The sequence below is a fragment of the Cupriavidus sp. GW822-FHT06G04 genome, from assembly GCF_058799075.1.
Genome location: NZ_JBXALD010000004.1, coordinates 293,623 through 320,373, shown reverse-complemented (window position 1 = coordinate 320,373; position 26,751 = coordinate 293,623). Strand labels below are relative to the sequence as shown.

Genomic DNA, 26,751 nt, shown 5'->3' with positions numbered 1-26,751 from the left:
CCATGGCAGATATCAAGAATTACACCCTCAACTTCGGTCCCCAACACCCTGCAGCACACGGCGTGCTGCGGCTGGTGCTTGAGCTGGACGGTGAAGTCATCCAGCGCGCCGATCCTCATATCGGCCTGCTGCACCGCGCCACCGAGAAGCTGGCCGAGCAGAAGACCTGGATCCAGAGCGTCCCCTATATGGACCGTCTCGACTACGTGTCGATGATGGTCAACGAACACGCTTATGTGATGGCCATCGAGCGCCTGCTGGGCCTCGAGGTGCCGGTGCGCGCGCAGTACATCCGCGTGATGTTCGACGAGATCACGCGCCTGCTTAACCACCTGATGTGGATCGGCTCGCACGCGCTCGACGTCGGCGCGATGGCAGTGTTCCTCTACGCGTTCCGTGAGCGCGAGGACATGTTCGACATGTACGAGGCGGTGTCGGGCGCGCGCATGCACGCGGCCTACTACCGTCCGGGCGGCGTCTACCGCGATCTGCCCGATACGATGCCGCAATACCGGGCGTCGAAGATCCACAACGAGAAAGCCATCAAGGTCATGAACGAAGCCCGTTCGGGCTCGCTGCTGGACTTCATCGAGGACTTCACGAATCGTTTTCCGACGTACGTGGATGAATATGAGACGCTGCTGACCGATAACCGTATCTGGAAGCAACGTCTGGTGGATATCGGTGTGGTGAGCCCCGAACGCGCGCTGCAATTGGGTTTCACCGGACCGATGCTGCGTGGCTCGGGCATCGAGTGGGATCTGCGCAAGAAGCAGCCTTACGAGGTGTACGACCAGCTCGATTTCGATATTCCCGTCGGTACCGCTGGCGACTGCTATTCGCGTTATCTGGTGCGTGTGGAAGAAATGCGCCAGTCGACGCGGATCATCAAGCAGTGCGTGGACTGGCTGCGTCGCAATCCGGGTCCGGTCATCACCGAGAACCACAAGGTTGCACCGCCGTCGCGCGTCGACATGAAGTCGAACATGGAAGAGCTGATTCACCATTTCAAGCTCTTCACCGAAGGCATGCACGTGCCGCCGGGCGAGGCATATGCCGCCGTCGAACATCCGAAGGGCGAGTTCGGTATTTATGCGATCTCCGACGGTGCGAACAAGCCGTACCGCCTGAAGATTCGTGCCCCGGGCTATGCCCACCTGGCCGCGCTTGATGAAATGGCCAAGGGACACATGATTGCGGACGCGGTCACGATCATCGGCACGCAGGATATCGTGTTCGGCGAGATCGACCGTTAAGGGACGCCAGCAACTCAGGCGCCCCGTCAGAGGCCGTTGTCCGGACGACGATTCGGACGTGTTCGGCCGGCCCCGGCTGCAACGGTGGCTGCAGGCAACGCCTGCGACGGACCGGTAAGGAGCGCAGTGCGCTCCCGGCCGGCAGAACATGGCAGCGACGGCTGCAAACCAGTGAAGCCGCGCAATGCGCGGGGCTTCGCCGTATTACTGCAATGACCATGCTATCAGCAGAAGCTCTCAAGGAAATCGATCGCGCGATCGCGAAGTATCCGGCCGACCAGAAGCAGTCGGCCGTGATGGCGGCACTCGCCGTGGCCCAGGGCGAAGTGGGTTGGGTTTCCCCCGAAGTCATGCAGTTCGTCGCCAGCTACCTGGAAATGCCGCCCGTGTGGGTGGAAGAGGTGGCCACGTTCTACAACATGTATGACACCAAGCCGGTGGGCAAGTACAAGCTCACCGTTTGCACCAACCTGCCGTGCGCGCTGTCCGGTGGCGAACGGGCTGGCGAATACCTGAAGCGCAAGCTCGGGATCGATTACAACGAAACTACCGCTGACGGCTGCTTCACGCTGAAGGAAGGCGAGTGCATGGGCGCTTGTGGCGACGCACCGGTAATGATCGTCAACAACACCCGCATGTGCAGCTTCATGAGCGACCAGAAACTCGACGCACTCGTCGACGAACTGAAGGCTGAAGCCGCCGCCAAGGGGGACAAGTAACATGACCTCTCTGCATGACCGTCACATCAAGCCGCTGATCCTGGCTGGGCTGGACGGCAAGAACTGGCATCTTGAGGACTACGTCAAGCGCGGCGGGTACAAGCAGCTGCGCCGCATTCTCGAGCAGAAGGTACCGCCCGAGCAGGTGATTGCCGACGTCAAGGCATCGGGTCTGCGCGGCCGCGGCGGTGCGGGCTTCCCCACCGGCCTGAAGTGGAGCTTCATGCCGCGTACGTTCCCCGGTCAGAAGTACCTCGTCTGCAATACCGATGAGGGCGAGCCGGGCACGTTCAAGGACCGCGACATCATCCGCTACAACCCCCATTCGCTGATCGAAGGCATGGCCATCGGGGCGTACGCGATGGGTATCACCGTGGGTTACAACTACATCCACGGCGAGATCTGGAACGAATACAAGATCTTCGAGGAAGCCCTCGAAGAGGCGCGCGCCGCCGGCTATCTTGGCGACAACATTCTGGGCTCCGGTTTCAATTTCCAGCTGCACGCGCACCATGGCTATGGTGCGTACATCTGCGGCGAGGAAACCGCGTTGCTGGAATCGCTGGAAGGCAAGAAGGGACAGCCGCGCTTCAAGCCGCCTTTCCCGGCAAGCTTTGGCCTGTACGGCAAGCCGACGACGATCAACAACACTGAAACGTTCGCGGCTGTTCCGTTCCTGCTGGAAGTCGGTCCCGAGGAATACCTGAAGATCGGCAAGCCCAACAACGGCGGCACCAAGATCTTCTCGATTTCGGGTGACATCGAGCGGCCGGGTAACTACGAAATCCCGCTGGGCACGCCGTTTTCCACGTTGCTGGAACTGGCGGGCGGCATGCGCGGCGGCAAGAAGCTCAAGGCGGTGATCCCCGGCGGCTCTTCGGCGCCGGTGGTGCCGGGCGATCTGATGATGGCGTCGACCATGGACTACGACTCGATCGCCAAGGCCGGCTCGATGCTGGGCTCCGGCGCCGTGATCGTCATGGACGAGACGCGCTGCATGGTGCGCTCGCTGTTGCGTCTGTCGTATTTCTACTTTGAAGAGTCATGCGGCCAGTGCACGCCGTGCCGTGAAGGCACCGGCTGGCTGTATCGCATGGTGAATCGTATTGAACACGGAGAAGGCCGCCAGGAAGATCTGGACCTGCTCAATAACGTCGCGGAAAACATCATGGGTCGCACGATTTGCGCACTCGGCGATGCCGCGGCGATGCCGGTACGCGGCATGCTCAAGCACTACTGGAAAGAGTTCGAGTATCACGTCGAACACAAGCAGTGCATGGTCCCGGCCCATTCCTGAAGCGTGGCAGAACATGGTTGAACTCGAGATCGACGGCAAGAAGGTCGAGGTTGCTGAAGGCAGCCTCGTGATGGAAGCGGCCCGCAAGCTGGGCACCTACATCCCGCACTTCTGCTACCACCGCAAACTGTCCATCGCGGCGAACTGCCGCATGTGTCTGGTCGAAGTGGAAAAGGCGCCCAAGGCGCTCCCCGCATGCGCCACTCCGGTGACGCCCGGCATGAAGGTTTTCACGAACTCCGAAAAGGCTGTCAAGGCCCAGAAGTCCGTGATGGAATTCCTGCTGATCAATCACCCGCTCGACTGCCCGATCTGCGATCAGGGCGGCGAATGCCAGCTGCAGGATCTGGCGGTTGGTTACGGTGCTTCGGAGTCGCGCTACAAGGAAGAAAAGCGCGTGGTGTTCCACAAGAATGTCGGTCCGCTGATCTCCATGGAGGAGATGACGCGCTGCATTCACTGCACCCGTTGCGTGCGTTTCGGTCAGGAAGTGGCCGGCGTGATGGAACTGGGCATGCTCAATCGTGGCGAGCATTCGGAAATCACCACGTTCGTGGGCCAGACTGTCGACTCGGAACTGTCGGGCAACATGATCGACCTGTGCCCGGTTGGCGCGCTGACCAGCAAGCCGTTCCGCTATTCGGCCCGTACCTGGGAACTGGGCCGTCGCAAGTCGGTGTCGCCGCACGACGGACTCGGCGCCAATCTCGTCGTCCAGACCAAGAACCAGCGCGTGATGCGTGTGGTGCCGCTGGAAAACGAAGACATCAACGAATGCTGGCTGTCCGACAAGGACCGCTTCGCCTACGAAGGCGTGAACAGCGCGGACCGTCTGACGCGCCCGCTGCTCAAGCAGGGCGGCCAGTGGATGGAAACCGACTGGCAGACTGCGCTCGAATACGTGGCAAATGGCCTGGCCAGCATCAAGCGCGATCACGGCGCCGACCAGATCGCTGCCGTGGCCAGCCCGCACAGCATGCTCGAAGAGCTGTTCCTGCTTGGCAAGCTGGTGCGTGGCCTGGGTAGCGACAACATCGACTTCCGTCTGCGCCAGACCGATTTCTCGGCAGCGCTGAAGGGTGCGCCGTGGCTCGGTCTGCCGATCGCCGATGTGAGCACGCTGCAAGGCGCGCTGGTGATCGGCTCGTCGCTGCGCAAGGATCATCCGCTGCTCGCTTCTCGTCTGCGCCAGGCTGTGAAGAAGGGTGCCCGCGTCGCGGTGCTCGGCGCCGGCGGCGAAGACCTGCTGATGCCGGTTGCTGCGCGCGTCGATGCTGCGCCGTCGGGCTGGCTGGCTGCGCTGGCTGGCGTGGCGCGCGCCGTGGCAGTGGCCAAGGAAGTGACCGCGCCCGCGGCCACTGACGGATTTGACGGCGGCGACGCCGCCAAGGCCGTGGCCCAGGCGTTGCTCTCGGGCGAACGCCGCGCCGTTTTCATCGGCAACGAAGCCGTGCGTCATCCGCAGTTCTCGGCGCTGCACGCGCTGGCGCAGTGGATCGCAACGCAAACCGGCGCCACGCTGGGCTTCCTGACCGAAGCGGCGAATACCGTGGGTGGCTACATCGCCGGCGCGCTGCCGCAGCAAGGCGGCGCCCACGCGCAGGCAATGTTCGATGCGCCACGCAAGGCCTACATCGTGCTGAACGCTGAACCGGAATTCGATACGGCCGACGCGCGCCGCGCGCTGGCCGCGCTGCAGCAGGCTGGTACGGTCGTGGTGTTGTCGCCGTTCCGCTCGGAAGCCGCGCTGCAATACGCCGATGTGATCCTGCCGATCACGCCGTTCACCGAAACTGCCGGTACGTTCGTGAATGCCGAGGGCAAGGCCCAGAGCTTCAATGGTGTCGTCCGCGCACTGGGCGAATCGCGTCCGGGCTGGAAGGTGCTGCGCGTGCTCGGCAACCTGCTCGATGTGCCGGGCTTCGACTTCGAAACCGCTGAAGCCGTGCGCGACGCCGTGCTGGCCAAGCCGGTGGCGGAGCAACTGAACAATGCGACCGAGGCCGCAATCCAGGTGACGGCCGCTGCCGCAAACGGTATCGAACGCATCGCCGATGTGCCGATCTATCACGCCGATCCGATCGTGCGTCGCGCCGATTCGCTGCAACTGACCGCCGCCGCTCGCCGCGCCATGCAGGTTGCACTGTCTGCCGACCTGTTCGCCAAGCTGGGCGTGCAAGCGGGCGACCCGGTGCGTGTGACGCAGGACGGCGCCAGCGTGGTGTTGCCCGCGGCGCTCGAAAAGACGCTGCCGGCCAACACCGTTCGTGTGCCGGCCGCCACGGTGGCAGCCGCCACGCTGGGCGCCCTGTTCGGCAATGTCACTGTCGAAAAGGCCATCGACCTTTCGGCCGGGCAGCCAGCCGCAACGGCAACTGTATAAGAAGAGCGGGATAGCAACATGATCGACTTCATTACCTCGCAAGGCCAGGCCATCTTCGGCAGCGTCTGGACGCCGCTGTGGATCCTGATCCGTGCCGTGGTCATTGTGGTGCCGCTGCTGCTGTGCGTGGCCTACCTGATTCTCTGGGAGCGCAAGCTGATCGGCTGGATGCACGTCCGTATCGGGCCGAACCGCGTCGGTCCGCTGGGCTTGCTGCAGCCGATCGCCGACGTGCTAAAGCTGCTGCTCAAGGAAGTCATGTTCCCGTCGCAGATCAACCGGGGCATGTATCTGGTGGCGCCGCTGATGGTGCTGATGCCGGCCGTGGCGGTGTGGGCGGTGATTCCGTTCCAGGCCGAAGCGGTAATGGCAGACGTGAATGCCGGGCTGCTGTATGTGATGGCCATCAGCTCGGTGGGCGTCTACGGCGTGATCCTGGCTGGCTGGGCGTCGAACTCGAAGTACGCGTTCATTGGCGCGATGCGCGCCGCTGCCCAGATGGTGTCGTATGAAATCGCCATGGGTTTCGCACTGGTGACGGTGCTGATGGTGTCGGGCAGCCTGAACCTGTCCGCCATCGTGAATGGCCAGAACACCGGTTACTTCGCCAACATGGGCCTGAACATCCTGTCGTGGAACTGGCTGCCGCTGCTGCCGATGTTCGGCGTGTACTTCATTTCGGGCGTGGCCGAAACCAACCGTCACCCGTTCGACGTGGTGGAAGGCGAATCGGAGATCGTGGCCGGTCACATGATCGAGTACTCCGGCATGACGTTCGCGCTGTTCTTCCTGGCCGAGTACATCAACATGATCGTCATCTCGACGATGACCGCGTTGATGTTCCTGGGTGGATGGGCACCGCCGTTCTCCAGCGCGATCACCAATGCGATCCCCGGCTTCTTCTGGCTGATTGCCAAGGTTTTCCTGCTGCTGTCGGTGTTTATCTGGATCCGTGCTTCGTTCCCGCGTTACCGCTATGACCAGATCATGCGTCTGGGTTGGAAGATCTTCATTCCGCTGACCGTGGCGTGGCTGATCATTGTGGCGATCTGGATCAAGTCGCCGTGGAATATCTGGCACTAAGAGGCCAGGCGACGGTGCGCAGCCCGATGGGCCCGTGCGCACCGCGCGGAAATACTTAGGAAGCAATCGTCATGCTGCTCGCCATCAAGGACTTTTTCAACAGCCTGCTCCTGAAGGAACTCTTCAAGGGCATGGCTCTGACTGGCCGCTATCTCTTTGCCCGGAAGATCACTGTCCAGTTCCCGGAAGAGAAAACGCCGATGTCGCCGCGCTTCCGCGGCCTGCACGCACTGCGCCGCTATCCCAATGGGGAAGAGCGTTGCATCGCATGCAAGCTGTGCGAAGCGGTGTGCCCGGCGCTGGCCATCACGATCGAATCGGATGTACGCAATGACGGCACCCGCCGCACCACGCGCTACGACATCGATCTGACCAAGTGCATTTTCTGCGGTTTCTGCGAGGAAGCCTGCCCGGTCGACGCCATCGTCGAGACGCATATTCTCGAATACCACGGCGAAAAGCGCGGCGACCTGTACTTCACGAAGGACATGCTGCTCGCAGTGGGCGACCGCTACGAGCCGCAGATCGCCGCAGCCAAGGCCGCGGACGCCAAGTATCGCTAAGCGATCCAGGCAGGGTCGGGCAGGGCACGCAGTGTCCCGGTCCGGCAAACGAAATTGAATCGGCCCCGCAGGGGCCACGGAAGGATGCCGCGCCGCAAGCGGGTCGCCCAGCAGGGCGCCTCGCCGGCCGGCTCAAAGAGGATCCGATACGGACCATGGAACTCACGACCACCATCTTCTATGTCTTTGCGTTGGTGCTGGTGCTGTCTGCACTGAAAGTCATCACCGCGAAGAATCCGGTGCATTCCGCACTGTTCCTCGTCCTGGCGTTTTTCACGGCCGCAGCGATCTGGATGATCCTGAAGGCCGAGTTCCTCGCCATCTTGCTTGTGCTGGTCTACGTCGGCGCCGTGATGGTGCTGTTCCTGTTCGTCGTGATGATGATCGATATCGACATCGAGCACCTGCGGCGCGACTTCTGGACTTACGTGCCGATGGCCTCGGTCGTGGGCGCGCTGATCATCGCGGAAATGGCGATCGTGCTGGTGCGTAACTTCGTCGGCACCACCAACGCCGTGCTGCCACCCGGTGCGCAGGATCCGACCTACTCGAACACCGCCGCGCTGGGCAAGCTGATCTACACGGACTACATCTACGCCTTCGAAGTGGCGGGCGTGATCCTCCTGGTGGCGATCATCGCGGCCGTGGCGCTGACCCTGCGCCGCCGCAAGGACGTCAAGGCGCAGGACGTGGGCGCGCAGCTGCGCGTGCGCCGCGACGAGCGCGTGCGCCTGGTGAAACTGCCGGCCGAGGGCCGGGCCGAAGCGGATGCCGCGGCAACCGCCAACAAGAACTAAGCCCGGAGAACCCGCTGTGCTGTCTCTCGCTCACTTTCTCGTGCTCGGTGCCATCCTTTTTGCGATCAGCATCGTTGGCATCTTCCTGAACCGCAAGAACGTCATCGTGCTGCTGATGGCGCTCGAACTGATGCTGCTTGCGGTCAACATGAACTTCGTCGCCTTCTCGCACTACATGGGCGACCTGGCCGGACAGGTTTTCGTTTTCTTCATCCTCACGGTGGCCGCCGCCGAGTCGGCAATCGGTCTGGCAATTCTGGTCGTGCTGTTCCGTAACCTGGACACGATCAACGTTGATGACATGGATACCCTCAAGGGCTGACATGACCATCCTCGTCCAGAACCACGACTGTTCCCTGACCGCACACCAATAAGCGTCCTATGGCAACCACGCTCAACCCCAACCTGCTGCTGGCGATCCCGCTGGCGCCGCTCGCCGGCGCCGCGATAGCCGGTCTGTTTGGTACCAAGTTCTTCGGCCTGTTTTCCTCGGAGTCGCGCGGCGGCCGGGTGGCGGCCCATTCGGCGACGATTCTCGGCGTCGCCATCGCCTTCGTCCTGTCGGTGATGGTTCTGCTGGACGTGATGAACGGCGCCGGCTACAACGCCACCGTGTACGAATGGATGACGATCGGTGCGCTGAAGCTCGAGGTCGGCTTCCTGGTCGATTCGCTGACCGCGATGATGATGGTGGTCGTAACCTTCGTCTCGCTGATGGTGCACATCTACACCGTCGGCTACATGGAAGGGGATCCTGGCTACAACCGCTTCTTCGCCTACATCTCGCTGTTCACCTTCTCGATGTTGATGCTCGTGATGAGCAACAACTTCCTGCAGCTGTTCTTCGGCTGGGAAGCGGTGGGTCTGGTGTCGTACCTGCTGATCGGCTTCTGGTACACGCGACCGACCGCGATCTTCGCCAACATGAAGGCGTTCCTGGTCAACCGCGTGGGCGACTTCGGTTTCATCCTGGGCATCGGCCTGCTGCTGGCCTACAGCGGCAGCATGAACTACACGGACGTGTTCGCCCAGCGCGAGCAACTGGCGACGGTGATCTTCCCGGGCACGGACTGGCTGATGATTACCGTGGCCTGCATCTGCCTGTTCATCGGCGCGATGGGCAAGTCGGCTCAGTTCCCGCTGCACGTGTGGCTGCCTGATTCGATGGAAGGCCCGACGCCGATTTCCGCGCTGATCCACGCGGCCACCATGGTGACCGCCGGCATTTTCATGGTCTCGCGCATGTCGCCGCTGTTCGAACTGTCGGACACCGCGCTGTCGTTCGTGCTGGTCATCGGTGCAATCACTGCGCTGTTCATGGGTTTCCTGGGCATCATCCAGAACGACATCAAGCGCGTGGTGGCGTATTCCACGCTGTCGCAGCTTGGCTACATGACCGTGGCGCTGGGCGCGTCGGCCTACTCGGTGGCGGTGTTCCACCTGATGACGCACGCATTCTTCAAGGCGCTGCTGTTCCTGGCCGCGGGCTCGGTGATCATCGGCATGCACCACGACCAGGACATCCGCAACATGGGCGGCCTGCGCAAGTACATGCCCATCACGTGGATCACGTCGCTGGTCGGTTCGCTTGCCCTGATCGGCACGCCGTTCTTCTCGGGCTTCTACTCGAAGGATTCGATCATCGAAGCGGTGGCCGAGTCGCACCTGGCGGGTTCGGGCTTTGCCTACTTCGCCGTGCTGGCCGGCGTGTTCGTCACGGCGTTCTACTCGTTCCGCATGTACTTCCTGGTGTTCCACGGTGAGGAGCGTTTCGGCAAGGTCCACGCGCACCATGACCATCACGAGGAAGAAGAGGAAGCGCACGGCGACGACCATCATCATGGTCTGGCCCCGGGCCAGAAGCCGCACGAGTCGCCGTGGGTGGTGACGCTGCCGCTGGTGCTGCTGGCCATCCCGTCGGTGATCATTGGCGCCATCGCTATCGAACCGATGCTGTTTGGTGAATTCTTCAAGCACGGCGTGGCGTTCAAGGACGTGATTTTCGTCGGCGAGAACCACCACGCAATGGAAGAGCTCAAGGAAGCGTTCCACGGCTGGGTGCCGATGGCGATTCACTCGCTGACGACGCCGGTGCTGTGGCTGGCCATTGCTGGCGTGGTGCTGTCCTGGTTCTTCTACATGAAGCGTCCGGACATCCCCGAGGCCATCAAGCAGCGTTTCTCTGGCCTGTACAAGTTGCTCGACAACAAGTACTACATGGATGCGTTCAACCAGGCAGTGTTTGCGCGCGGTGCGCGGCTGCTGGGCACGGGCTTGTGGAAGGGCGGCGACCAAAGCTTCATTGACGGTCTCTTCGTCAACGGATCGGCCCGCGTGGTGGCATCGTTTGCCTCGGCCAGCCGTTATCTGCAGTCCGGCTATATCTACCATTACGCTTTCGCGATGATCATCGGCATGCTGGTGCTCCTGACGCTGACGATCACTGGCGTGATAGGCACCAAGTGATAGGCACCAAGTAAGGAAAACAAAGAAATGGTTCTGTCTCTCGCAATCTGGCTGCCTATCTTCTTCGGCCTGCTGGTATTGATGTTCGGTTCCGACCGCAGCAAATGCTTCGTGCGCTGGATGTCGCTGTTCGGCGCCGTCGCGAGCTTCGTCGTAACGCTGCCGCTGGTTCTCCACTTCGACACCTCGACTGCCGCAATGCAGTTCGTGGAACACGCAAACTGGATCGAACGCTTCAATATTGCCTACCACCTCGGCGTGGACGGCATCTCGATGTGGTTTGTGGTACTGACCGCGTTCATCACCGTGATCGTTGTGATCTCGGCCTGGGAAGTGATCACCGAGCGCGTGGCCGAGTACATGGCGGCGTTCCTGATCCTGTCGGGCCTGATGGTCGGCGTGTTCTCGGCGCTGGACGGCATGCTGTTCTACGTGTTCTTCGAAGCCACGCTGATCCCGATGTACATCATCATCGGTGTCTGGGGTGGTCCGAACCGCGTCTACGCCGCGTTCAAGTTCTTCCTCTACACGCTGCTCGGCTCGCTGCTGACGCTGGTTGCGCTGCTGTACCTGTACAACAAGACCGGCTCGTTCGACATCCTGACCTGGCACCAGGCCAAGCTGTCGCTCGAGGAGCAGATCGCGATCTTCGTGGCGTTCTTCATGGCGTTTGCCGTGAAGGTGCCGATGTGGCCGGTACATACCTGGCTGCCCGATGCTCACGTGGAAGCACCGACCGGTGGTTCCGTCGTGCTGGCGGCAATCATGCTGAAGCTGGGTGCGTATGGTTTCCTGCGGTTCTCGCTGCCGATCGCGCCGGACGCCAGCCACTACATGGCGCCGTTCATCATCACGCTGTCGCTGATCGCGGTGATCTACATCGGCCTCGTGGCGCTGGTCCAGGCCGACATGAAAAAGCTCGTGGCGTACTCGTCGATTGCCCACATGGGTTTCGTGACGCTGGGCTTCTTCATCTTCAATGAGATCGGCGTCGAAGGCGGTATCGTGCAGATGATCTCGCACGGTTTCGTGTCGGGTGCGATGTTCCTGTGCATCGGCGTGCTGTACGACCGCGTGCACTCGCGCCAGATCGCCGATTACGGCGGCGTGGTCAACGTGATGCCGAAGTTCGCCGCGTTCTCGGTGTTTTTCGCCATGGCCAACTGCGGCCTGCCGGCGACGTCGGGCTTCGTGGGCGAATTCATGGTGATCCTGGGTGCGGTCAAGTTCAATTTCTGGATCGGCCTGCTGGCCGCGACGGCCCTGATCTTCGGCGCTGCATATTCGCTGTGGATGGTCAAGCGCGTGATCTTTGGCGATATCGTGCACCAGCACGTGCGCGAATTGCTGGACCTGAACAAGCGTGAGTTCCTCATGCTCGGCCTTCTGGCGATCCTGACGCTGTACATGGGCTTGTACCCGAAACCCTTCACCGATGTGATGCACGCGTCGGTGGTGAACCTGCTGTCCCACGTGGCACAGTCCAAGCTGTAAGCGGGGGAGAGAAATCAACATGCAATCGTCCTCTAGCCTGGCCCCGGTGGCGCCAATCATCTTCCTGGCGATCGCCATTGCGGCGATCAACTGGATCGACCTAGCGCGTGGCAAGGCCCGCACGAGCGTGGCTTATCCGCTCTCGCTGCTGACCACGCTGGTGCTTGCGGTGTGGTTCGCCATGAACGCCGCCGGCGGCGAAACGCACTATGCGTTCGCCAACCTGGTCGTAATCGATCCGATGGCCAACGTGCTGTCGGCATTCTGTGCGCTGGGCATGCTGCTCACGCTGGTCTACACGCGTACCTACCTCGGTGAGCGCGACATGTTCGCGGGCGAGTTCTACATGCTCGCGCTGTTCACGCTCGGCGGTCAGATCGTGATGATCACCGGCAACAACTTCCTGACGCTCTACCTCGGTCTGGAACTGTTGTCGCTGTCGTCGTACGCGCTGGTTGCACTGCGCCGCGATTCGCGCGTGACCTCGGAGTCGGCGATCAAGTACTTCGTACTCGGCGCACTCGCTTCGGGTTTCCTGCTGTACGGCATGTCGATGATGTACGGCGCTACCGGCTCGCTCAATCTCGGCGAGGTATTCCGTGTGGTCGAATCCGGCCGCGTCAATACGACGATGCTGGCGTTCGGCGTGGTGTTCATTGTTGCCGGCGTGTCGTTCAAGCTCGGCGCCGCACCGTTCCACATGTGGATCCCGGATATCTACCAGGGTTCGCCAACCGCGGTGACGCTGCTGATCGCCGCCGGTCCGAAGGTCGCGGCATTCGCGCTGATCATGCGCTTGCTGGTCGAGGGCCTGCTGCCGCTGGCCACGGACTGGCAGACGATGCTGGTCGTGCTGTCGATTGCATCGCTGATCATCGGTAACCTGACGGCTATCGTTCAGACCAATCTGAAGCGGATGCTGGCGTATTCGACGATCTCGCACATGGGTTTCATCCTGCTGGGCATGCTGTCCGGTGTGGTGGCCAACAAGGCTGACGGCGCGGCCAACGCATATAGTGCATCGATGTTTTACTCGATCACCTACATGCTGACCACGCTCGGCACCTTCGGGCTGATCCTGATCCGTACGCGCAAGGGCTTCGAAGCCGAAACGCTCGATGACCTGAAGGGCATGTCGCGCCGCCATCCGTGGTTTGCGCTGTTGATGCTGGTGATGATGTTCTCGATGGCCGGCATCCCGCCGACCGTCGGTTTCTACGCCAAGCTCGCGGTGCTGCAGGCAGTGGTGAAATCCGGCATGACCTGGCTTGCCGTACTGGCTGTGGTGTTCTCGCTGATCGGTGCGTTCTATTACCTGCGCGTCGTGAAGCTGATGTACTTCGACGCACCGGCTGGCGAAGAGCCGCTGGAAGCATCGATGGGCTTGCGCTCGGTGTTGAGCCTGAACGGCCTGGCCGTTATTCTGCTGGGCCTGTTCCCCGCGGCGCTGATGAACCTGTGCTACCAGGCCATCCGCGCGACGCTGGCCTCGTAGGACTTAGCTGATAAGGCGACGACATGAGTTCATCGGCGGGCGGCTGGTTTGTCATCGTGTTGGCACTGATCTGTGCCAACCTGCCGTTCGTCAACCAGCGCCTGTTTGCGGCGGTGGGGCTGAAATGGCCCCGCAAGCCGCTGTGGCTGCGCGCGGTTGAACTCGTCGTCTGGTACGTGGTGGCCGGCATGGTCGGCTTTGCAGTGGAAGCGAGTCTTGGCAACGCGTTTCCGCAGGGCTGGCAGTTCTATGCCATCACCGCGTGCATGATGCTGGTGTTCGCCTTCCCTGGCTTCACTTGGCAATATCTGGTCAAACATCGCACGGCCTGATCCGCCGGCCCTTGCCAGCGCCCGGGTTCGTGCAACTCCGGAGCGTTCATGACCGACAAGACTCCCGCCGCAGTTTCCGAATCGTCCAATCAATCGGATGATCATCTGAAAGAAGTACCCGTCGCTTCGGCGACGATTCATCGCGGCAAATTCCTTACGCTCAAGCAGGACATCGTGCGGCTGCCGGACGGCAAGCAGACCGGCCGCGAGTACGTATTGCACCCCGGTGCGGTGATGATGATCCCGCTTTTCGACGATGGCACCGTTCTGATGGAACGGCAATTCCGCTATCCAGTCGGCGAAGTCATGCTCGAATTTCCCGCTGGGAAGCTTGATCCCGAGGAAGGCGCGTTGCGCTGCGGCCAGCGCGAGCTGCTCGAAGAGACTGGCTATACGGCGACGCGCTGGGACTATCTGACGCGCATTCATCCCGTGATTTCCTATTCGACCGAATTCATCGATCTCTTTCTCGCGCGCGATCTGACGGCGGGCGAAGCCAAGCTCGACGACGGCGAGTTCCTGGAGACGTTTGTCACGCCGGTGGGGCAGGTCATTGACTGGGTGCGCCAGGGGCGCATCACCGACGTGAAGACGATCATCGGCGCGCTCTGGCTGGAGAAAATTGTCTCTGGCGTTTGGCAGCCGGGCGAGCAGGCCGAGCCGCCATTCCCGGCACGTCGCGCGGCAGGCTGATTTGCTGCATTGCTGATAAGCTTGCCGGGCAGCCGGCACGGGGTTTTCCCTTGGTTTGGCACGCCAGGCGCATGGGGACGACAGGATTGTGTTTTGCACGCATCCTGCCTGGCGAAAACGGTCACGAAAAAAATTAGCACGACCGTTCACAAAATTTCGAATCACGGATAACATTGCCCGACGGGCTGGAAAGATCATGAAGGTGCTCGACCTGTGCTGTGCGCAAGACCATCGTTTCGAGGGCTGGTTTGCCTCGGAAGAAGATGCGCAAACGCAGATTTCACGTGACCTCGTCCAATGCCCGGTCTGTGGCGACCATGCGGTCAGCCGCCTGCCCAGTGCTCCGCGCCTGAATCTCTCCGGCGCCACCGCCAGGCAGGCGCCGACGCAGTCGCGCACGGGCAATGCGGGCGATGCGCAAGCGCAGCAGATGATGCAGGCGCTGCAAGCGCAATACCTCAAAGCCGTGCGCCAGGTGCTGGCGCAGACCGAGGATGTTGGCGAGCGTTTCGTGGAAGAGGCGCGACGTATGCATTATCAGGAGGCGCCCGAACGCGGCATTCGCGGTTCGGCAACTGCCGAAGATGTGCAGGCGCTGGCCGACGAGGGTATCGACGCCTTTCCGCTCATCGTGCCGGACGCATTGAAGCAGACGGCCCACTGAACAAGCATCCTGTGCCCGGTTTTACCCGCGCAGTGATGCGCAGGTAAAACAAACCGCCGGTTCCCGCGCCGGCACCACCAATGGAGACGGGCATGGATCTCAACTACTCGGCGGCCGACAACGCCTTCCGTCAGGAAGTGCGCAGCTGGCTCGAAGCCAACCTGCCGGCGGATATCCGCGAAAAGGTACTCAATCATCGCCGCCCCAACCGCGACGATCTGGTGCGCTGGCACAAGACGCTCGCCGGCAAGGGCTGGTCGGCCCCGCACTGGCCGGTCGAATTCGGCGGCACCGGCTGGAACGCTACGCAGCGCCATATCTGGGATGAGGAAAATGCCCGCGTCGGCGCACCCGGCGTGCTGCCGTTCGGCGTGGCGATGGTTGCGCCGGTGATCATGAAGTACGGCAATGCGGAGCAGAAGTCGTACTACCTGCCGCGTATCCTCGATTGCACGGACTGGTGGTGCCAGGGTTATTCGGAACCGGGTTCGGGCTCGGATCTTGCCTCGCTGAAGACGCGCGCCGAACTGACGCCGGACGGCAAGCACTACATCGTGAATGGCCAGAAGACGTGGACCACACTGGGCCAACATGCCGACATGATCTTCTGCCTGGTCCGCACGGACCCGGAAGCCAAGAAGCAGGAGGGCATCTCGTTCCTGCTGATCGACATGAAGACGCCGGGCATCACGGTGCGCCCGATCATCATGCTCGACGAAGAGCATGAGGTGAACGAAGTCTTCTTCGATAACGTCAAGGTGCCGGTCGAGAACCGCGTGGGCGAGGAAAACCGCGGCTGGACGTACGCCAAGTACCTGCTCGGCCACGAGCGTACTGGCATTGCCCGCGTGGGTAACTCCAAGCGCGAGCTGGGCTTCCTGAAGCGCGTGGCGCGTCAGCAGCAGAAGAACGGCAAGCCGCTGCTGGAAGACCCGGTGTTCGGCGCCAAGGTTGCCGCGCTGGAAGTGGAACTCATGGCGCTGGAAATCACCGTGTTGCGCGTGGTGTCCAGCGAAGCCGCCGGCAAGGGCCCTGGCCCCGAGGCGTCGATGCTCAAGATCAAGGGCACCGAGATCCAGCAGTTGCTGACGGAGCTGATGGTCGAGGCGGTTGGACCGTATGCGCAGCCGTTCGACACCGCGTATCTCGAATGCGAGCACGAGCATTCGGTGACCGGCTATGACGATGCCGCGCCGCTGGCCGCGTACTACTTCAACTACCGCAAGACGTCGATCTACGGTGGTTCCAACGAAATCCAAAAGAACATCATCAGCCAGATGATTCTGGGGCTGTGAGGAGACACGCAACATGAACTTCAATCTCAGCGACGAACAGAAGCAACTGGCCGACGCGATCCGCCGTTTTGTCGAAAAGAGCTACGACTTTGAATCGCGCAAGAAGAACATCAAGACCGACGCCGGCTACGGCGCCCAGGCGTGGGGCGCGCTGGTCGAACTGGGCCTGACGGCGCTGCCGGTCCCTGAAGAGCAGGGCGGTTTCTCGGGCACTGCGGTCGACATGATGGTGGTGCAGGAGCAACTGGGCCGTGGCCTGGTGGTGGAGCCGTACCTCGCCACCGTGGTGGCCGCGCATGCGCTGAAGCTGGCCGGTGGCCAGGAAGCGCTGCTGGAGCAGGTTGCGGGCGGCGAGGTCAAGCTGGCCACTGCGTTCAACGAGCCGCAGGCGCGCTACGAGCTGAACAACGTGACGGTCAGCGCCAAGGGCGGCAAGCTCAATGGCCGCAAGGTCGTCGTGATTCACGGCGCCCAGGCGGACAAGCTTGTGGTCTCGGCCCGCACCACCGGCGCTCAGTCGGATCGCGACGGCATTTCGCTGTACCTGGTCGACACCAACGGCGCCGGCGTCAGCATCCAGGACTATCGCACCATCGATAATCTGCGCGCCGCCGACGTGACGCTGACCGATGCGTCGGCCACGCTGCTGGGCGCCGAAGGCAAGGGCTGGGACGTGCTCGAAGCCACCGCCGACTACGCCGCGGTGCTGCTGTGCGCCGAAGCGGTGGGCGTGATGGATACGCTCAACGCCGCCACGCTCGAATACGCCAAGACCCGCCAGCAGTTTGGCGTGCCGATCGCGCGCTTCCAGGCGCTGCAGCATCGCATGGTCGAGATGTTCATCCACGCCGAGCAATCGCGCTCGATCACACTGCTTGCCGCCGCGCGTTTCGAGGAGTCGACGCCGGAAGAGCGCCGCCGCTATGTGTCCGCCGCCAAGGCGCGCGTCGGTCAGGCAGCGCGCTCGGTCGGCCAGGAAGCCGTGCAGATCCACGGCGGCATGGGCGTCACCGACGAACTGCCGGCCGCGCACATGTTCAAGCGGCTCACGCTGATCAACACCACGTTCGGCGATGTCGATCACCATCTGGCCCGCTTCGCAAGCCAGCCTGGTTTCCAGGAAGCTGCCTGATAGCAGGGTAAAACCTTGAACCGCGCCGGACACCCCGAGCGCGGTTTTTTGCTTTGGAGCCCCCGATGTCCAGCAAGATGTACTTCGAAGACTATGTGGTTGGCAGCGAACTGCCCTTGGGCAGCTATCACGTCACCGAAGAAGAGATCATCGCGTTTGCGCGCCAGTACGACCCGCAACCGTTCCATATCGACAAGGCCGCCGCCGAGAAAAGTATCTACGGCGGTCTGATTTCCAGTGGGTGGATGACCTGCGGCATCATCATGCGGCTGCTGGTACAGTCGATGGGCGACCGATCGACCAGCATGGGCTCGCCCGGCGTCGACGAGGTCCGCTGGCTCAAGCCGGTTTATGCCGGCGATACGCTGACGGCCGTGCTGAAGGTCCTGGAGGCGCGTCCATCGAGTTCAAAACCGGACCGCGGCGTGGTGCTGACGCAATGGGTCGCCACCAACCAGAAGGGCGAAATCGTCTGCACCGTCAAGGGCATGGGCATGTACCAGCGCCGCCCCGGCTGACACCCGAGCCCGAACCACAAAAAGACATCAAGACAATAGGAGACAATCAATGCGCACCATTGCCTCGCTGGAAGAGCTGGAGTCGCTCCAGGGTCAGGAAGTGGCACTGAGCGACTGGTTCGAGATCACCCAGCAGCAGGTCAACCTGTTTGCCGAAGCCACGGGCGACCACCAGTGGATTCACGTCGATGTCGAGCGCGCAAGGCGCGAGTCCCCGTTTGGCGCGCCGGTGGCGCATGGCTTCCTGACGCTGTCGTTACTACCGCAGTTCATGCAGAACGCGATCCACATGGAGGGCGTCAAGATGGGCGTGAACTACGGACTGAACCGGGTGCGATTCACCGCGCCCGTACCGGTCGGCAGCCGTCTGCGGGCTAGGATAAAGCTGCTGAAGGTAGAGCGGCTCGAACCGGCACCGAACGGTCTGGTGGGTGCGCAGTCGACCTGGGAAGTCACCGTCGAGCGCGAGGGCAGCGATCGGCCGGTCTGCGTGGCGGAATCGATCAGCCGGCGATATTCGTAGCGCCGGCGCGTCGCCGCGCGTCGATCGTCCATCGCCGGCCAGCCGTCAGCCGGTGGGGCGACAGGCGCGGAAACGGGCGTAGAAGTGGATGTAAAAGGTGGGTGTGAAAATCAGGGCCGCTAGAACGCGGCCCTTTGTTTTTGTCCACAAGATTCGTGCTTTCAAGATGAATCATGTCGTGAGTGTTTCCGTCGTCCGACACCGGCGAACATTGTCCGATTAAAAGAACAGTGTTTCTGTTGTGTTTGGGTTTACCCGCAATGTTGCGTTGCGGTACAGTCGCGCCCAACGATGTTTTATGTAATGCGATATCCGCTCGGAGACCGTTCTCGCTGCGCTGGCGGGGTGGTCAAAAGCAGGCGGAAATCGCATGAGCATCGTGACACAACGCTTGTCCCGGTGGCTGCTCCGAACCGGGAACGATCGCAGTTCAGGCAGTCGGTCACCTCAGCGCACGCTTGGCGCCCCCCGCGTTTTGCGCACGCAGTCGTCAGTATCTGTCCAGCCGCGCTCATGGCGTTGCCCGGCCGCATGGTCCGCCGGCGTTTGCATCGCCCCATCCGCACGCGCCATTTGGACACGTCCCCGGTTTTCCCCAGCCCAGCCAGCCCGTTGCCCCGTGCAGCAGGTGGCGGTGTCACGCTTGTGCACAGGCGTGGCGCAACCAGACCGTCGTGACATGAAGAAACCAACAATGCCGCGCCTGACGCGGTTCCTGCCTTGTCTTGGCCTGCTCCTGCTGGCCGGCTGCGACTTCGCGCTGATGAACCCGAAGGGGCAAGTCGGCGTGGACATCAAGGGCATCATCCTGATTGCCACCTGGCTGATGCTGCTGGTGGTGGTGCCCGTCATCATCCTGACCGTGGTGTTCGCGTGGAAGTATCGCGCCAGCAACAAGTCGGCCACTTATGATCCGGACTGGTCGCACTCGACCAAGATCGAAGTGGTGGTCTGGCTGATCCCGTGCCTGATCATCATCGCGCTGGGCATCATCACGTGGAAGTCGTCGCACGATCTCGATCCGTACAAGCCGATCGAGTCGAACGTCAAGCCGGTCACGGTCGAGGCGGTGGCGATGAACTGGAAGTGGCTGTTCATCTATCCGGAACTGAAGATCGCGACGGTCAACCAGCTGGCGCTGCCGGTGGGTACGCCGGTGAACTTCAAGATCACCTCGGATTCGATCATGAATTCGTTCTTCATCCCGCAACTGGGTAGCCAGGTCTACGCCATGGCCGGGATGGAAACCAAGCTGCACCTCATTGCCAATGAAGCCGGTACGTTCGACGGCATGTCCGCCAACTACAGCGGCGGCGGCTTCTCGGGCATGAAGTTCAAGGCCATCGCGATGTCGAACTTCGAATTCGACAAGTGGGTGGAGCAGGTGCGCGCGTCCAGCAAACAGCTCGCTTCGGCGGACTACAAGGTCCTGGCCAAGCCGAGCGAAGCAGATCCGGTGACGTACTTCGGCCGCGTCGAAGACGGCCTGTTCACCGGCATCCTGCATCAATACATGGGGCACGACGGCCGTGCCATGGCCCGCGAAGGTTTCGAAGGCGGTCCGGTCTGCACGTCGCGCAACACGCTTGGCGAAGAGCGTGTATCCATGACCACGCCGGCCAAGCCGGCCGTGGGCGCGCAAATCTAGGAGCAATGATGTTTGGCAAATTGACTTTGTCGGCGATTCCGTTTCATGAGCCGATCATCATGATCACACTGACCTGCGTCGCCCTTGGCGGGCTGGCGCTGCTCGGTGCGATCTCGTATTTCAAGAAGTGGGGCTACCTGTGGACCGAGTGGATTACCTCGGTCGACCACAAGCGCATCGGCGTGATGTACTCGCTGGTGGCGCTGATCATGCTGCTGCGCGGCTTTGCCGACGCGGTCATGATGCGTACCCAGCTGGCGGTTGCCACCAATGGCGCCACTGGCTTCCTGCCGCCCGAACACTATGACCAGGTGTTCACGGCCCACGGCGTGATCATGATCTTCTTCGTGGCGATGCCGCTGATGACGGGTCTGATGAACCTGGTGGTGCCGCTGCAGATCGGCGCGCGCGACGTGGCTTTCCCGTTCCTGAACACGTTGAGCTTCTGGCTGTTCGTGGCCGGCGCGATGCTGGTGAACGTGTCGCTGGGCGTTGGCGAATTCGCGCGGACCGGCTGGCTTGCGTATCCGCCGCTGTCGGGTCTGGACTACAGCCCGGGCGTGGGGGTCGACTACTACCTGTGGGCGCTGCAGATTTCCGGGTTGGGGACGTTGCTGACCGGCGTGAACTTCCTGGTGACGATCCTGAAGATGCGCGCCCCGGGCATGACGCTGATGCGCATGCCGGTGTTCACCTGGACCGCGCTGTGCACCAACGTGCTGATCGTGGCGGCCTTCCCGGTGCTGACGGTGTCGCTGGCGCTGCTGGGCCTGGATCGCTACTTCGACATGCACTTCTTCACGAACGAAGGCGGCGGTAACGCCATGATGTACGTGAACCTGATCTGGATCTGGGGCCACCCCGAGGTCTACATCCTGGTGCTGCCGGCGTTCGGCATCTTCTCGGAAATCATCGCAACGTTCTCGGGCAAGAAGCTGTTCGGCTACAAGTCGATGGTGTACGCGACGAGCGCGATCATGGTGCTGTCGTTCATCGTGTGGCTGCACCACTTCTTCACGATGGGCTCCGGCGCCAACGTGAATGCGTTCTTCGGCATCACGACGATGATTATCTCGATCCCGACGGGCGTGAAGATCTTCAACTGGCTGTTCACGATGTACCGTGGCCGCGTGCAGTTCACCTCGCCGGTGCTGTGGACGCTCGGCTTCATGATCACGTTCGTGATCGGCGGCATGACCGGCGTGCTGATGGCCGTGCCGGCAGCCGACTTCGTGCTGCACAACAGCCTGTTCCTGATCGCCCACTTCCACAACGTGATCATCGGCGGCGTGCTGTTCGGCTACCTGGCCGGCGTCACGTACTGGTGGCCCAAGGCGTTCGGCTTCAAGCTGAACGAGCGCCTGGGCAAGTGCGCGTTCTGGTGCTGGATCGTCGGTTTCTACTTCGCCTTCATGCCGCTGTACGTGCTGGGCCTGATGGGCATGACCCGTCGCCTGAACCACACCAACAATCCGGAATGGACGCCGTGGCTGCATCTGGCCGTGGTGGGCGTGGTGTTCGTCGCGCTGGGCATTTTCTTCCAGGTCCTGCAGATCGTTGTGTCGATCCGCGACCGCAAGAAGCTGGCCGACGTCACGGGCGATCCGTGGGGCGGTCGTACGCTGGAGTGGGCCACGTCGTCGCCGCCCGCGTTCTACAACTTCGCGCACACCCCGGTGGTGCGTGACCTGGACGCATTCGCCGACATGAAGGCCCGCGGCGAAACCATCCGCACCGACGGCTTCGAGCAGATCCACATGCCGAAGAACACGGCTGCCGGCTTCTACATGGGCGCCTGGAGCCTGGCGCTCGGTTTCGCGCTGGTCTGGCACATCTGGTGGCTTGCCGCCGTGGGTCTGATCGGCATGGTGGTGGCGTTCATCCGCCGCGCCAACGACGACCATATCGATTACTACGTGCCGGCCTCCGAGGTCGAGCAGATCGAAACGCGCTATCAGCAGCGCATTGCTGCCCAGGGCTGATCACCATGTCGACAGAAGTTCTTGACCGCTTTGGGGCGCAAGCCCCCGCGCACTCGCACGACGAGGCGCACGACCACGCGCATCACGACACCAGCGAGAACACCATCTTTGGTTTCTGGCTGTACCTGATGAGCGACTGTATCTTGTTCGCGTGCCTGTTCGCCGCGTTCGCCGTGTTGCGCGGCGAAGTGGCGGGCGGCCCGACGGCCAAGGAGATCTTCGAGCTCAACTATGTGCTCGTGGAAACCGCCATCCTGCTGGTGTCGTCGATCACCTACGGCTTCGCCATGGTGTCGATGCAGAACCAGCAGCGCGGCCGCGTGATGTTCTGGCTGGCCGTGACGTTCCTGCTTGGCGCAGGCTTCATGGCGATGGAAATCAACGAGTTCGCGCACTTGATCCACGAAGGCGCCGGCCCGAGCCGCAGCGCGTTCCTGTCGTCGTTCTTCACGCTCGTGGGCACCCACGGTCTGCACGTGGCCAGCGGCATGCTGTGGATGCTGGTGCTGATGTGGCAACTGTCGAAGAAGGGCCTGACCCCGGCCGTGGCCAAACGCCTGAACTGCCTCAGCCTGTTCTGGCACTTCTTGGACGTGGTCTGGATCGGTGTGTTCACCGTCGTCTACCTGATGGGAGCAATGTAAATGGCACAGCAACACGCTACGAGCGCCCACGGCGCATCGCACGGCCACAGCAGCGTCAAGTCGTATGTGATCGGCTTCGTGCTGGCCGTGATCCTGACGGTGATCCCGTTCAAGATTGTGATGGACGGTACGATGGACCGTGGCACCATGCTCTGGATCATCCTGGGCATGGCGGCCGTCCAGATCGTCGTGCACCTGAAGTACTTCCTGCACCTGGACGGCTCGGACGGCCAGCGCTGGAATGTCACCGCGCTGTTGTTCACGGTGCTGATCCTGTTCATCGTGCTGGCCGGTTCGCTCTGGATCATGCACAACATGAACGCCAACATGATGCCGTGGATGAAGTAACCTTCGTCACGGTGGATTGAAGAACGGGGCCCTCGGGCCCCGTTTTTTATTGCCCGCGGTGCGCCATGCACCCGCGCTGCCCGCCCATGCACCGGATCGTGCCGATGCACGCCGGCGGTGCATAGGCGAACGCATCGACCCCTGTCCCCACAGCACCGTCCTGGTGCGTCGAAATCGTTCCCTTGCCGCTTTGTCGCGCCAGCGCTGCCCGAGGCGCGAAACCGCGCCCCCCGCCGCATGGCACGCTAGTTGCAGAAGCATCTCCCGGGGTGCGTAGTCCCTGACCACATACGACAAATCGGAAGAAATGGGAGCTGCAATGAAACGACGTGACATGCTGAAGCTGTCGGCGGTAGCCGCCGCAGCGCTGATTGGTACCAGCCCGCTGATGGCCCAGACCAAGGAACCGATCAAGATCGGGATCCTGCATTCGCTGTCGGGCACGATGGCCATTTCGGAGACCTCGCTCAAGGACGTCGCGTTGATGACGATCGACGAGATCAACAAGAGCGGCGGCGTGCTGGGACGCAAGCTCGAGCCCGTGGTCGTGGACCCCGCATCGAACTGGCCACTGTTTGCCGAAAAGGCGCGCCAGCTGATCACCAAGGACAAGGTCGCGGTCACCTTCGGCTGCTGGACGTCGGTGTCGCGCAAGTCGGTGCTGCCGGTCTATGAGGAACTCAACGCGCTGCTGTTCTATCCGGTGCAGTACGAAGGCGAGGAGATGTCCAAGAACGTGTTCTACACGGGCGCGGCGCCGAACCAGCAGGCCATTCCGGCCGTGGAATACCTGATGAGCAAGGAAGGCGGCGGCGCCAAGCGTTTCTTCCTGCTGGGCACCGACTATGTCTACCCGCGCACCACCAACAAGATCCTGCGCGCGTTCCTGAAGAGCAAGGGCGTTGCCGACAAGGACATCGAAGAGGTCTACACGCCGTTTGGCCATAGCGATTACCAGACCATCGTCGCCAACATCAAGAAGTTCTCGCAGGGCGGCAAGACCGCCGTGATCTCGACTATCAACGGCGATTCGAACGTGCCGTTCTACAAGGAACTCGGCAACGCCGGCCTGAAGGCCAAGGATGTGCCGGTGGTGGCGTTCTCCGTGGGCGAGGAAGAACTGCGCGGCATCGACACCAAGCCGCTGGTGGGCCATCTGGCCGCGTGGAACTACTTCATGTCGGTCAAGAACAGCCAGAACGACGCGTTCCGCAAGGAATGGGCCGACTGGGTCAAGGCCAACAATCTGCCGGGCGGCGACAAGCGCGTGACCAACGATCCGATGGAAGCCACCTACGTCGGCATCCACATGTGGGCGCAGGCCGTGAAGAAGGCCGGCACGACCGATCCGGACAAGGTGCGCGCCGCGATGTACGGCCAGACCTTCAAGGCGCCGGACGGCTTCACGCTGACGATGGGCGACAACCATCACCTGTACAAGCCCGTGATGATCGGCGAGGTGAAGGGCGACGGCCAGTTCAACGTGGTCTGGAAGACGCCGAAGCCCGTGCGCGCCCAGCCCTGGAGCCCGTTCATCGCGGGTAACGAAGGCAAGGCCGACAAGGTGTCGGTAGGCGGCAACTAAGCGCGGACCTCGTGCGCGCCTCGTTCCCACGCGCTGGGGACGAGGCGGGGCGAAGGGCGGCGGCGCGCGTCGCGAAGGCGGCGACGCGTGCGGCGATCCCGCGCCCCGATCCATCCCCGTGCGCGGGCGCGGCAGAACACCGCGGGTTTGATCACCACCAACACAAGACGCGAGACATCGCGCGAACCAGACTCCTGAATGCACCGATCCCTGACCTCGTGGCTACGCGCCATGCTTGCCATGCTGCTGCTGGCAGCCGCGCCGCTGTGGGCGGCCACGCCCCTCACGCAGGCCGACCTGAAGCCGCTGGCCGGCGACGATTTCGATGCCAAGACCGCCGCGCTGACCAAGCTGACGCAGGCGCCACCGGAGCAGGCCGGCCCGCTTCTGAAGGCGCTGCAGGATGACGCATTGCAATACGCGCCGTCGGTCGGCCTGGTGCGCCAGGATGGCGACAAGACGCTCGACGCGCTCACCGGTCAGCCCGTCACGGTGAAGGACGACGAGCTGGAATCGCTGACGCTGAACAACAGCCTGCGCACCATCGTCGACAGTGCCGCCAGCAGCCTGCTGCTGCAATCGCCGGACATCGCGGTGCGCACGCAGGCCATCAACACGCTGCTCGACCAGCCCGAGAATGCCTCGCGTGAGAGCGTCGAATCTGCGCGCAAGGCCGAGGCCGACGCCGGTTTGCGCGCGCGCCTGGACCTGATCTGGGCCAATACGGTATTGGCGCAGGGCACGGACGCCACGCGCGATGCGCGGCTCGAGGCAATCCGCATCATGGGCAGCGACAGCAATCCGCAATCGCGCCAGAAGCTGATGCCGCTGGTCGAAAAGGATGCTTCCGGCAAGTACAAGGAACCCGACGAGGGCGTGCGCGTGGCTGCCCAGCAAGCCATCGATGTGCTGCGCAGCGACCAGCGTCGCGCGGAGTTGCTGGGCAATCTGTTTGCCGGCCTGAGCCTGGGCAGCGTCCTGCTGCTGGCCGCATTGGGCCTGGCCATCACATATGGCCTGATCGGCGTCATCAATATGGCGCACGGTGAATTCCTGATGATCGGCGCCTATGCCACCTACGTGGTGCAGACGCTGTTTCGCGCTTATGCGCCACAAGCGTTCGATTGGTATCTGGTGGCCGCGCTGCCGGCGTCGTTCCTGGCCGCGGGCGTGGTCGGCTTCGCGCTCGAGCGGATCGTGCTGCGCCATCTCTACGGCCGTCCGCTGGAAACCCTGCTGGCCACCTTCGGTATCAGCCTGCTGCTGATGCAGGCGGTGCGCACGATCTTTGGCGCGCAGAACGTGGAGGTGGCCAATCCGGTGTGGATGAGCGGTGGCTTCCAGGCCATGGCCGGGATGGTGATTCCCTACAACCGCGTGGTCATCATCGCGTTTGCACTGGCCGTGGTGGCGGTGGCGTGGGCCGTGCTGAACCGCACGCGCCTGGGCCTGTTCGTGCGGGCCACGACGCAGAACCGCACGATGGCCGCCTGCGTAGGCGTGCGCACGTGGAAGGTCGACAGCTACGCGTTTGCCTTCGGCGCCGGCATTGCCGGGCTTGGCGGCTGCGCGCTGTCGCAGATCGGCAATGTCGGACCGGACCTCGGACAGGCCTACATCATCGATTCGTTCATGGTGGTGGTGCTCGGCGGCGTCGGCCAACTGGCCGGCACCATCGTCGGTGCGTTTGGGCTGGGCATCATCAACAAGTTCATCGAGCCGTTCTACGGCGCGGTGCTGGCCAAGATTTTCGTCCTCGTGCTGATCGTGCTTTTCATCCAGAAGCGCCCGCAGGGACTTTTCGCGCTCAAGGGGCGCAGCGCGGAGGCCTGAC

At 62.4% G+C, this 26,751-nt stretch carries 24 protein-coding genes; all 24 read left to right on the top strand.

The window, feature by feature from the left end; translation table 11 throughout:
- The first annotated feature begins 2 nt into the window (after positions 1 to 2).
- The 24 genes from AC1RKI_RS11815 to urtB all read left to right on the top strand — a co-directional run bounded on the left by AC1RKI_RS11815 (position 3) and on the right by urtB (position 26,750).
- Positions 3 to 1,256 (top strand): NADH-quinone oxidoreductase subunit D, encoded by a 1,254-nt coding sequence (locus tag AC1RKI_RS11815; protein WP_061957812.1) that lies wholly within the window; start codon positions 3 to 5, stop codon positions 1,254 to 1,256.
- A 218-nt stretch (positions 1,257 to 1,474) separates the two neighbouring features.
- Complete coding sequence (gene nuoE, locus AC1RKI_RS11810) at positions 1,475 to 1,975, top strand: NADH-quinone oxidoreductase subunit NuoE (protein WP_061957852.1); 501 nt, start codon at positions 1,475 to 1,477, stop codon at positions 1,973 to 1,975.
- A 1-nt stretch (position 1,976) separates the two neighbouring features.
- Positions 1,977 to 3,272, top strand: a complete 1,296-nt coding sequence (gene nuoF, locus AC1RKI_RS11805; protein WP_150979331.1) for an NADH-quinone oxidoreductase subunit NuoF — start codon at positions 1,977 to 1,979, stop codon at positions 3,270 to 3,272.
- 13 nt (positions 3,273 to 3,285) lie between these two features.
- Positions 3,286 to 5,655, top strand: a complete 2,370-nt coding sequence (nuoG, locus tag AC1RKI_RS11800; protein WP_492795441.1) for an NADH-quinone oxidoreductase subunit NuoG — start codon at positions 3,286 to 3,288, stop codon at positions 5,653 to 5,655.
- Positions 5,656 to 5,673: 18 nt separating this feature from the next.
- Positions 5,674 to 6,738 carry an NADH-quinone oxidoreductase subunit NuoH gene (gene nuoH / locus AC1RKI_RS11795; protein ID WP_061957815.1) on the top strand — a complete coding sequence of 355 codons (1,065 nt, stop codon included), beginning with the start codon at positions 5,674 to 5,676 and terminating at the stop codon, positions 6,736 to 6,738.
- Positions 6,739 to 6,809: 71 nt separating this feature from the next.
- Entirely contained in the window at positions 6,810 to 7,301 is a 492-nt protein-coding gene (gene nuoI, locus AC1RKI_RS11790) for an NADH-quinone oxidoreductase subunit NuoI (protein WP_061957816.1), read from the top strand.
- 155 nt (positions 7,302 to 7,456) lie between these two features.
- The gene (locus AC1RKI_RS11785) at positions 7,457 to 8,098 is read left to right on the top strand and encodes an NADH-quinone oxidoreductase subunit J (RefSeq protein ID WP_061957817.1); all 642 of its coding nucleotides are present in this window, start codon (positions 7,457 to 7,459) and stop codon (positions 8,096 to 8,098) included.
- A gap of 16 nt (positions 8,099 to 8,114) precedes the next feature.
- Entirely contained in the window at positions 8,115 to 8,420 is a 306-nt protein-coding gene (gene nuoK, locus AC1RKI_RS11780; RefSeq protein WP_029050842.1) for an NADH-quinone oxidoreductase subunit NuoK, read from the top strand.
- Between the two features lie 59 nt (positions 8,421 to 8,479).
- Positions 8,480 to 10,564, top strand: a complete 2,085-nt coding sequence (gene nuoL / locus AC1RKI_RS11775) for an NADH-quinone oxidoreductase subunit L (RefSeq protein WP_244786975.1) — start codon at positions 8,480 to 8,482, stop codon at positions 10,562 to 10,564.
- A gap of 27 nt (positions 10,565 to 10,591) precedes the next feature.
- On the top strand, positions 10,592 to 12,058 hold the full coding sequence (locus AC1RKI_RS11770) for an NADH-quinone oxidoreductase subunit M (protein ID WP_061957820.1): 1,467 nt from the start codon (positions 10,592 to 10,594) through the stop codon (positions 12,056 to 12,058).
- A 19-nt stretch (positions 12,059 to 12,077) separates the two neighbouring features.
- On the top strand, positions 12,078 to 13,553 hold the full coding sequence (gene nuoN, locus AC1RKI_RS11765; protein ID WP_061957821.1) for an NADH-quinone oxidoreductase subunit NuoN: 1,476 nt from the start codon (positions 12,078 to 12,080) through the stop codon (positions 13,551 to 13,553).
- A 23-nt stretch (positions 13,554 to 13,576) separates the two neighbouring features.
- Complete coding sequence (locus AC1RKI_RS11760) at positions 13,577 to 13,885, top strand: DUF2818 family protein (RefSeq protein WP_061957822.1); 309 nt, start codon at positions 13,577 to 13,579, stop codon at positions 13,883 to 13,885.
- Between the two features lie 48 nt (positions 13,886 to 13,933).
- Positions 13,934 to 14,578: an NUDIX domain-containing protein gene (locus tag AC1RKI_RS11755; protein WP_061957823.1), complete on the top strand. Its 645-nt coding sequence runs from the start codon at positions 13,934 to 13,936 to the stop codon at positions 14,576 to 14,578.
- Between the two features lie 196 nt (positions 14,579 to 14,774).
- On the top strand, positions 14,775 to 15,242 hold the full coding sequence (locus tag AC1RKI_RS11750) for a DUF1178 family protein (protein ID WP_492795437.1): 468 nt from the start codon (positions 14,775 to 14,777) through the stop codon (positions 15,240 to 15,242).
- Between the two features lie 92 nt (positions 15,243 to 15,334).
- The gene (locus AC1RKI_RS11745) at positions 15,335 to 16,537 is read left to right on the top strand and encodes an acyl-CoA dehydrogenase family protein (protein ID WP_061957853.1); all 1,203 of its coding nucleotides are present in this window, start codon (positions 15,335 to 15,337) and stop codon (positions 16,535 to 16,537) included.
- Positions 16,538 to 16,550: 13 nt separating this feature from the next.
- Positions 16,551 to 17,669 (top strand): acyl-CoA dehydrogenase family protein, encoded by a 1,119-nt coding sequence (locus AC1RKI_RS11740; protein WP_150979327.1) that lies wholly within the window; start codon positions 16,551 to 16,553, stop codon positions 17,667 to 17,669.
- 65 nt (positions 17,670 to 17,734) lie between these two features.
- Positions 17,735 to 18,187 (top strand): MaoC family dehydratase, encoded by a 453-nt coding sequence (locus AC1RKI_RS11735; protein ID WP_492795434.1) that lies wholly within the window; start codon positions 17,735 to 17,737, stop codon positions 18,185 to 18,187.
- A gap of 49 nt (positions 18,188 to 18,236) precedes the next feature.
- Positions 18,237 to 18,710 carry a MaoC family dehydratase gene (locus tag AC1RKI_RS11730; RefSeq protein ID WP_061957827.1) on the top strand — a complete coding sequence of 158 codons (474 nt, stop codon included), beginning with the start codon at positions 18,237 to 18,239 and terminating at the stop codon, positions 18,708 to 18,710.
- Positions 18,711 to 19,389: 679 nt separating this feature from the next.
- Positions 19,390 to 20,358, top strand: a complete 969-nt coding sequence (gene cyoA, locus AC1RKI_RS11725; protein WP_084004056.1) for a ubiquinol oxidase subunit II — start codon at positions 19,390 to 19,392, stop codon at positions 20,356 to 20,358.
- 8 nt (positions 20,359 to 20,366) lie between these two features.
- Positions 20,367 to 22,340: a cytochrome o ubiquinol oxidase subunit I gene (gene cyoB / locus AC1RKI_RS11720; protein ID WP_061957854.1), complete on the top strand. Its 1,974-nt coding sequence runs from the start codon at positions 20,367 to 20,369 to the stop codon at positions 22,338 to 22,340.
- Positions 22,341 to 22,345: 5 nt separating this feature from the next.
- Positions 22,346 to 22,984: a cytochrome o ubiquinol oxidase subunit III gene (gene cyoC / locus AC1RKI_RS11715; RefSeq protein WP_150979324.1), complete on the top strand. Its 639-nt coding sequence runs from the start codon at positions 22,346 to 22,348 to the stop codon at positions 22,982 to 22,984.
- Positions 22,985 to 23,332, top strand: coding sequence for a cytochrome o ubiquinol oxidase subunit IV (cyoD, locus tag AC1RKI_RS11710; protein WP_061957830.1), 348 nt, complete (start codon positions 22,985 to 22,987; stop codon positions 23,330 to 23,332).
- A gap of 319 nt (positions 23,333 to 23,651) precedes the next feature.
- Positions 23,652 to 24,917, top strand: coding sequence for an urea ABC transporter substrate-binding protein (gene urtA / locus AC1RKI_RS11705; protein ID WP_061957831.1), 1,266 nt, complete (start codon positions 23,652 to 23,654; stop codon positions 24,915 to 24,917).
- A gap of 198 nt (positions 24,918 to 25,115) precedes the next feature.
- Positions 25,116 to 26,750 carry an urea ABC transporter permease subunit UrtB gene (urtB, locus tag AC1RKI_RS11700; RefSeq protein ID WP_244786985.1) on the top strand — a complete coding sequence of 545 codons (1,635 nt, stop codon included), beginning with the start codon at positions 25,116 to 25,118 and terminating at the stop codon, positions 26,748 to 26,750.
- Position 26,751 lies beyond the last annotated feature (1 nt).

Bases quoted from the DNA above. Each gene is read 5' to 3' on its own strand.
- AC1RKI_RS11740 (WP_150979327.1), top strand. From the start codon at position 16,551: ATGAACTTCAATCTCAGCGACGAACAGAAGCAACTGGCCGACGCGATC.
- AC1RKI_RS11770 (WP_061957820.1), top strand. From the start codon at position 10,592: ATGGTTCTGTCTCTCGCAATCTGGCTGCCTATCTTCTTCGGCCTGCTG.
- urtB (WP_244786985.1), top strand. From the start codon at position 25,116: ATGCACCGATCCCTGACCTCGTGGCTACGCGCCATGCTTGCCATGCTG.
- AC1RKI_RS11755 (WP_061957823.1), top strand. From the start codon at position 13,934: ATGACCGACAAGACTCCCGCCGCAGTTTCCGAATCGTCCAATCAATCG.
- AC1RKI_RS11760 (WP_061957822.1), top strand. From the start codon at position 13,577: ATGAGTTCATCGGCGGGCGGCTGGTTTGTCATCGTGTTGGCACTGATC.
- AC1RKI_RS11745 (WP_061957853.1), top strand. From the start codon at position 15,335: ATGGATCTCAACTACTCGGCGGCCGACAACGCCTTCCGTCAGGAAGTG.
- AC1RKI_RS11785 (WP_061957817.1), top strand. From the start codon at position 7,457: ATGGAACTCACGACCACCATCTTCTATGTCTTTGCGTTGGTGCTGGTG.
- cyoD (WP_061957830.1), top strand. From the start codon at position 22,985: ATGGCACAGCAACACGCTACGAGCGCCCACGGCGCATCGCACGGCCAC.
- nuoH (WP_061957815.1), top strand. From the start codon at position 5,674: ATGATCGACTTCATTACCTCGCAAGGCCAGGCCATCTTCGGCAGCGTC.
- AC1RKI_RS11730 (WP_061957827.1), top strand. From the start codon at position 18,237: ATGCGCACCATTGCCTCGCTGGAAGAGCTGGAGTCGCTCCAGGGTCAG.
- nuoG (WP_492795441.1), top strand. From the start codon at position 3,286: ATGGTTGAACTCGAGATCGACGGCAAGAAGGTCGAGGTTGCTGAAGGC.
- nuoE (WP_061957852.1), top strand. From the start codon at position 1,475: ATGCTATCAGCAGAAGCTCTCAAGGAAATCGATCGCGCGATCGCGAAG.
- AC1RKI_RS11735 (WP_492795434.1), top strand. From the start codon at position 17,735: ATGTCCAGCAAGATGTACTTCGAAGACTATGTGGTTGGCAGCGAACTG.
- AC1RKI_RS11815 (WP_061957812.1), top strand. From the start codon at position 3: ATGGCAGATATCAAGAATTACACCCTCAACTTCGGTCCCCAACACCCT.
- nuoF (WP_150979331.1), top strand. From the start codon at position 1,977: ATGACCTCTCTGCATGACCGTCACATCAAGCCGCTGATCCTGGCTGGG.
- cyoB (WP_061957854.1), top strand. From the start codon at position 20,367: ATGTTTGGCAAATTGACTTTGTCGGCGATTCCGTTTCATGAGCCGATC.
- urtA (WP_061957831.1), top strand. From the start codon at position 23,652: ATGAAACGACGTGACATGCTGAAGCTGTCGGCGGTAGCCGCCGCAGCG.
- AC1RKI_RS11750 (WP_492795437.1), top strand. From the start codon at position 14,775: ATGAAGGTGCTCGACCTGTGCTGTGCGCAAGACCATCGTTTCGAGGGC.
- cyoC (WP_150979324.1), top strand. From the start codon at position 22,346: ATGTCGACAGAAGTTCTTGACCGCTTTGGGGCGCAAGCCCCCGCGCAC.
- nuoI (WP_061957816.1), top strand. From the start codon at position 6,810: ATGCTGCTCGCCATCAAGGACTTTTTCAACAGCCTGCTCCTGAAGGAA.
- cyoA (WP_084004056.1), top strand. From the start codon at position 19,390: ATGAAGAAACCAACAATGCCGCGCCTGACGCGGTTCCTGCCTTGTCTT.
- nuoL (WP_244786975.1), top strand. From the start codon at position 8,480: ATGGCAACCACGCTCAACCCCAACCTGCTGCTGGCGATCCCGCTGGCG.
- nuoN (WP_061957821.1), top strand. From the start codon at position 12,078: ATGCAATCGTCCTCTAGCCTGGCCCCGGTGGCGCCAATCATCTTCCTG.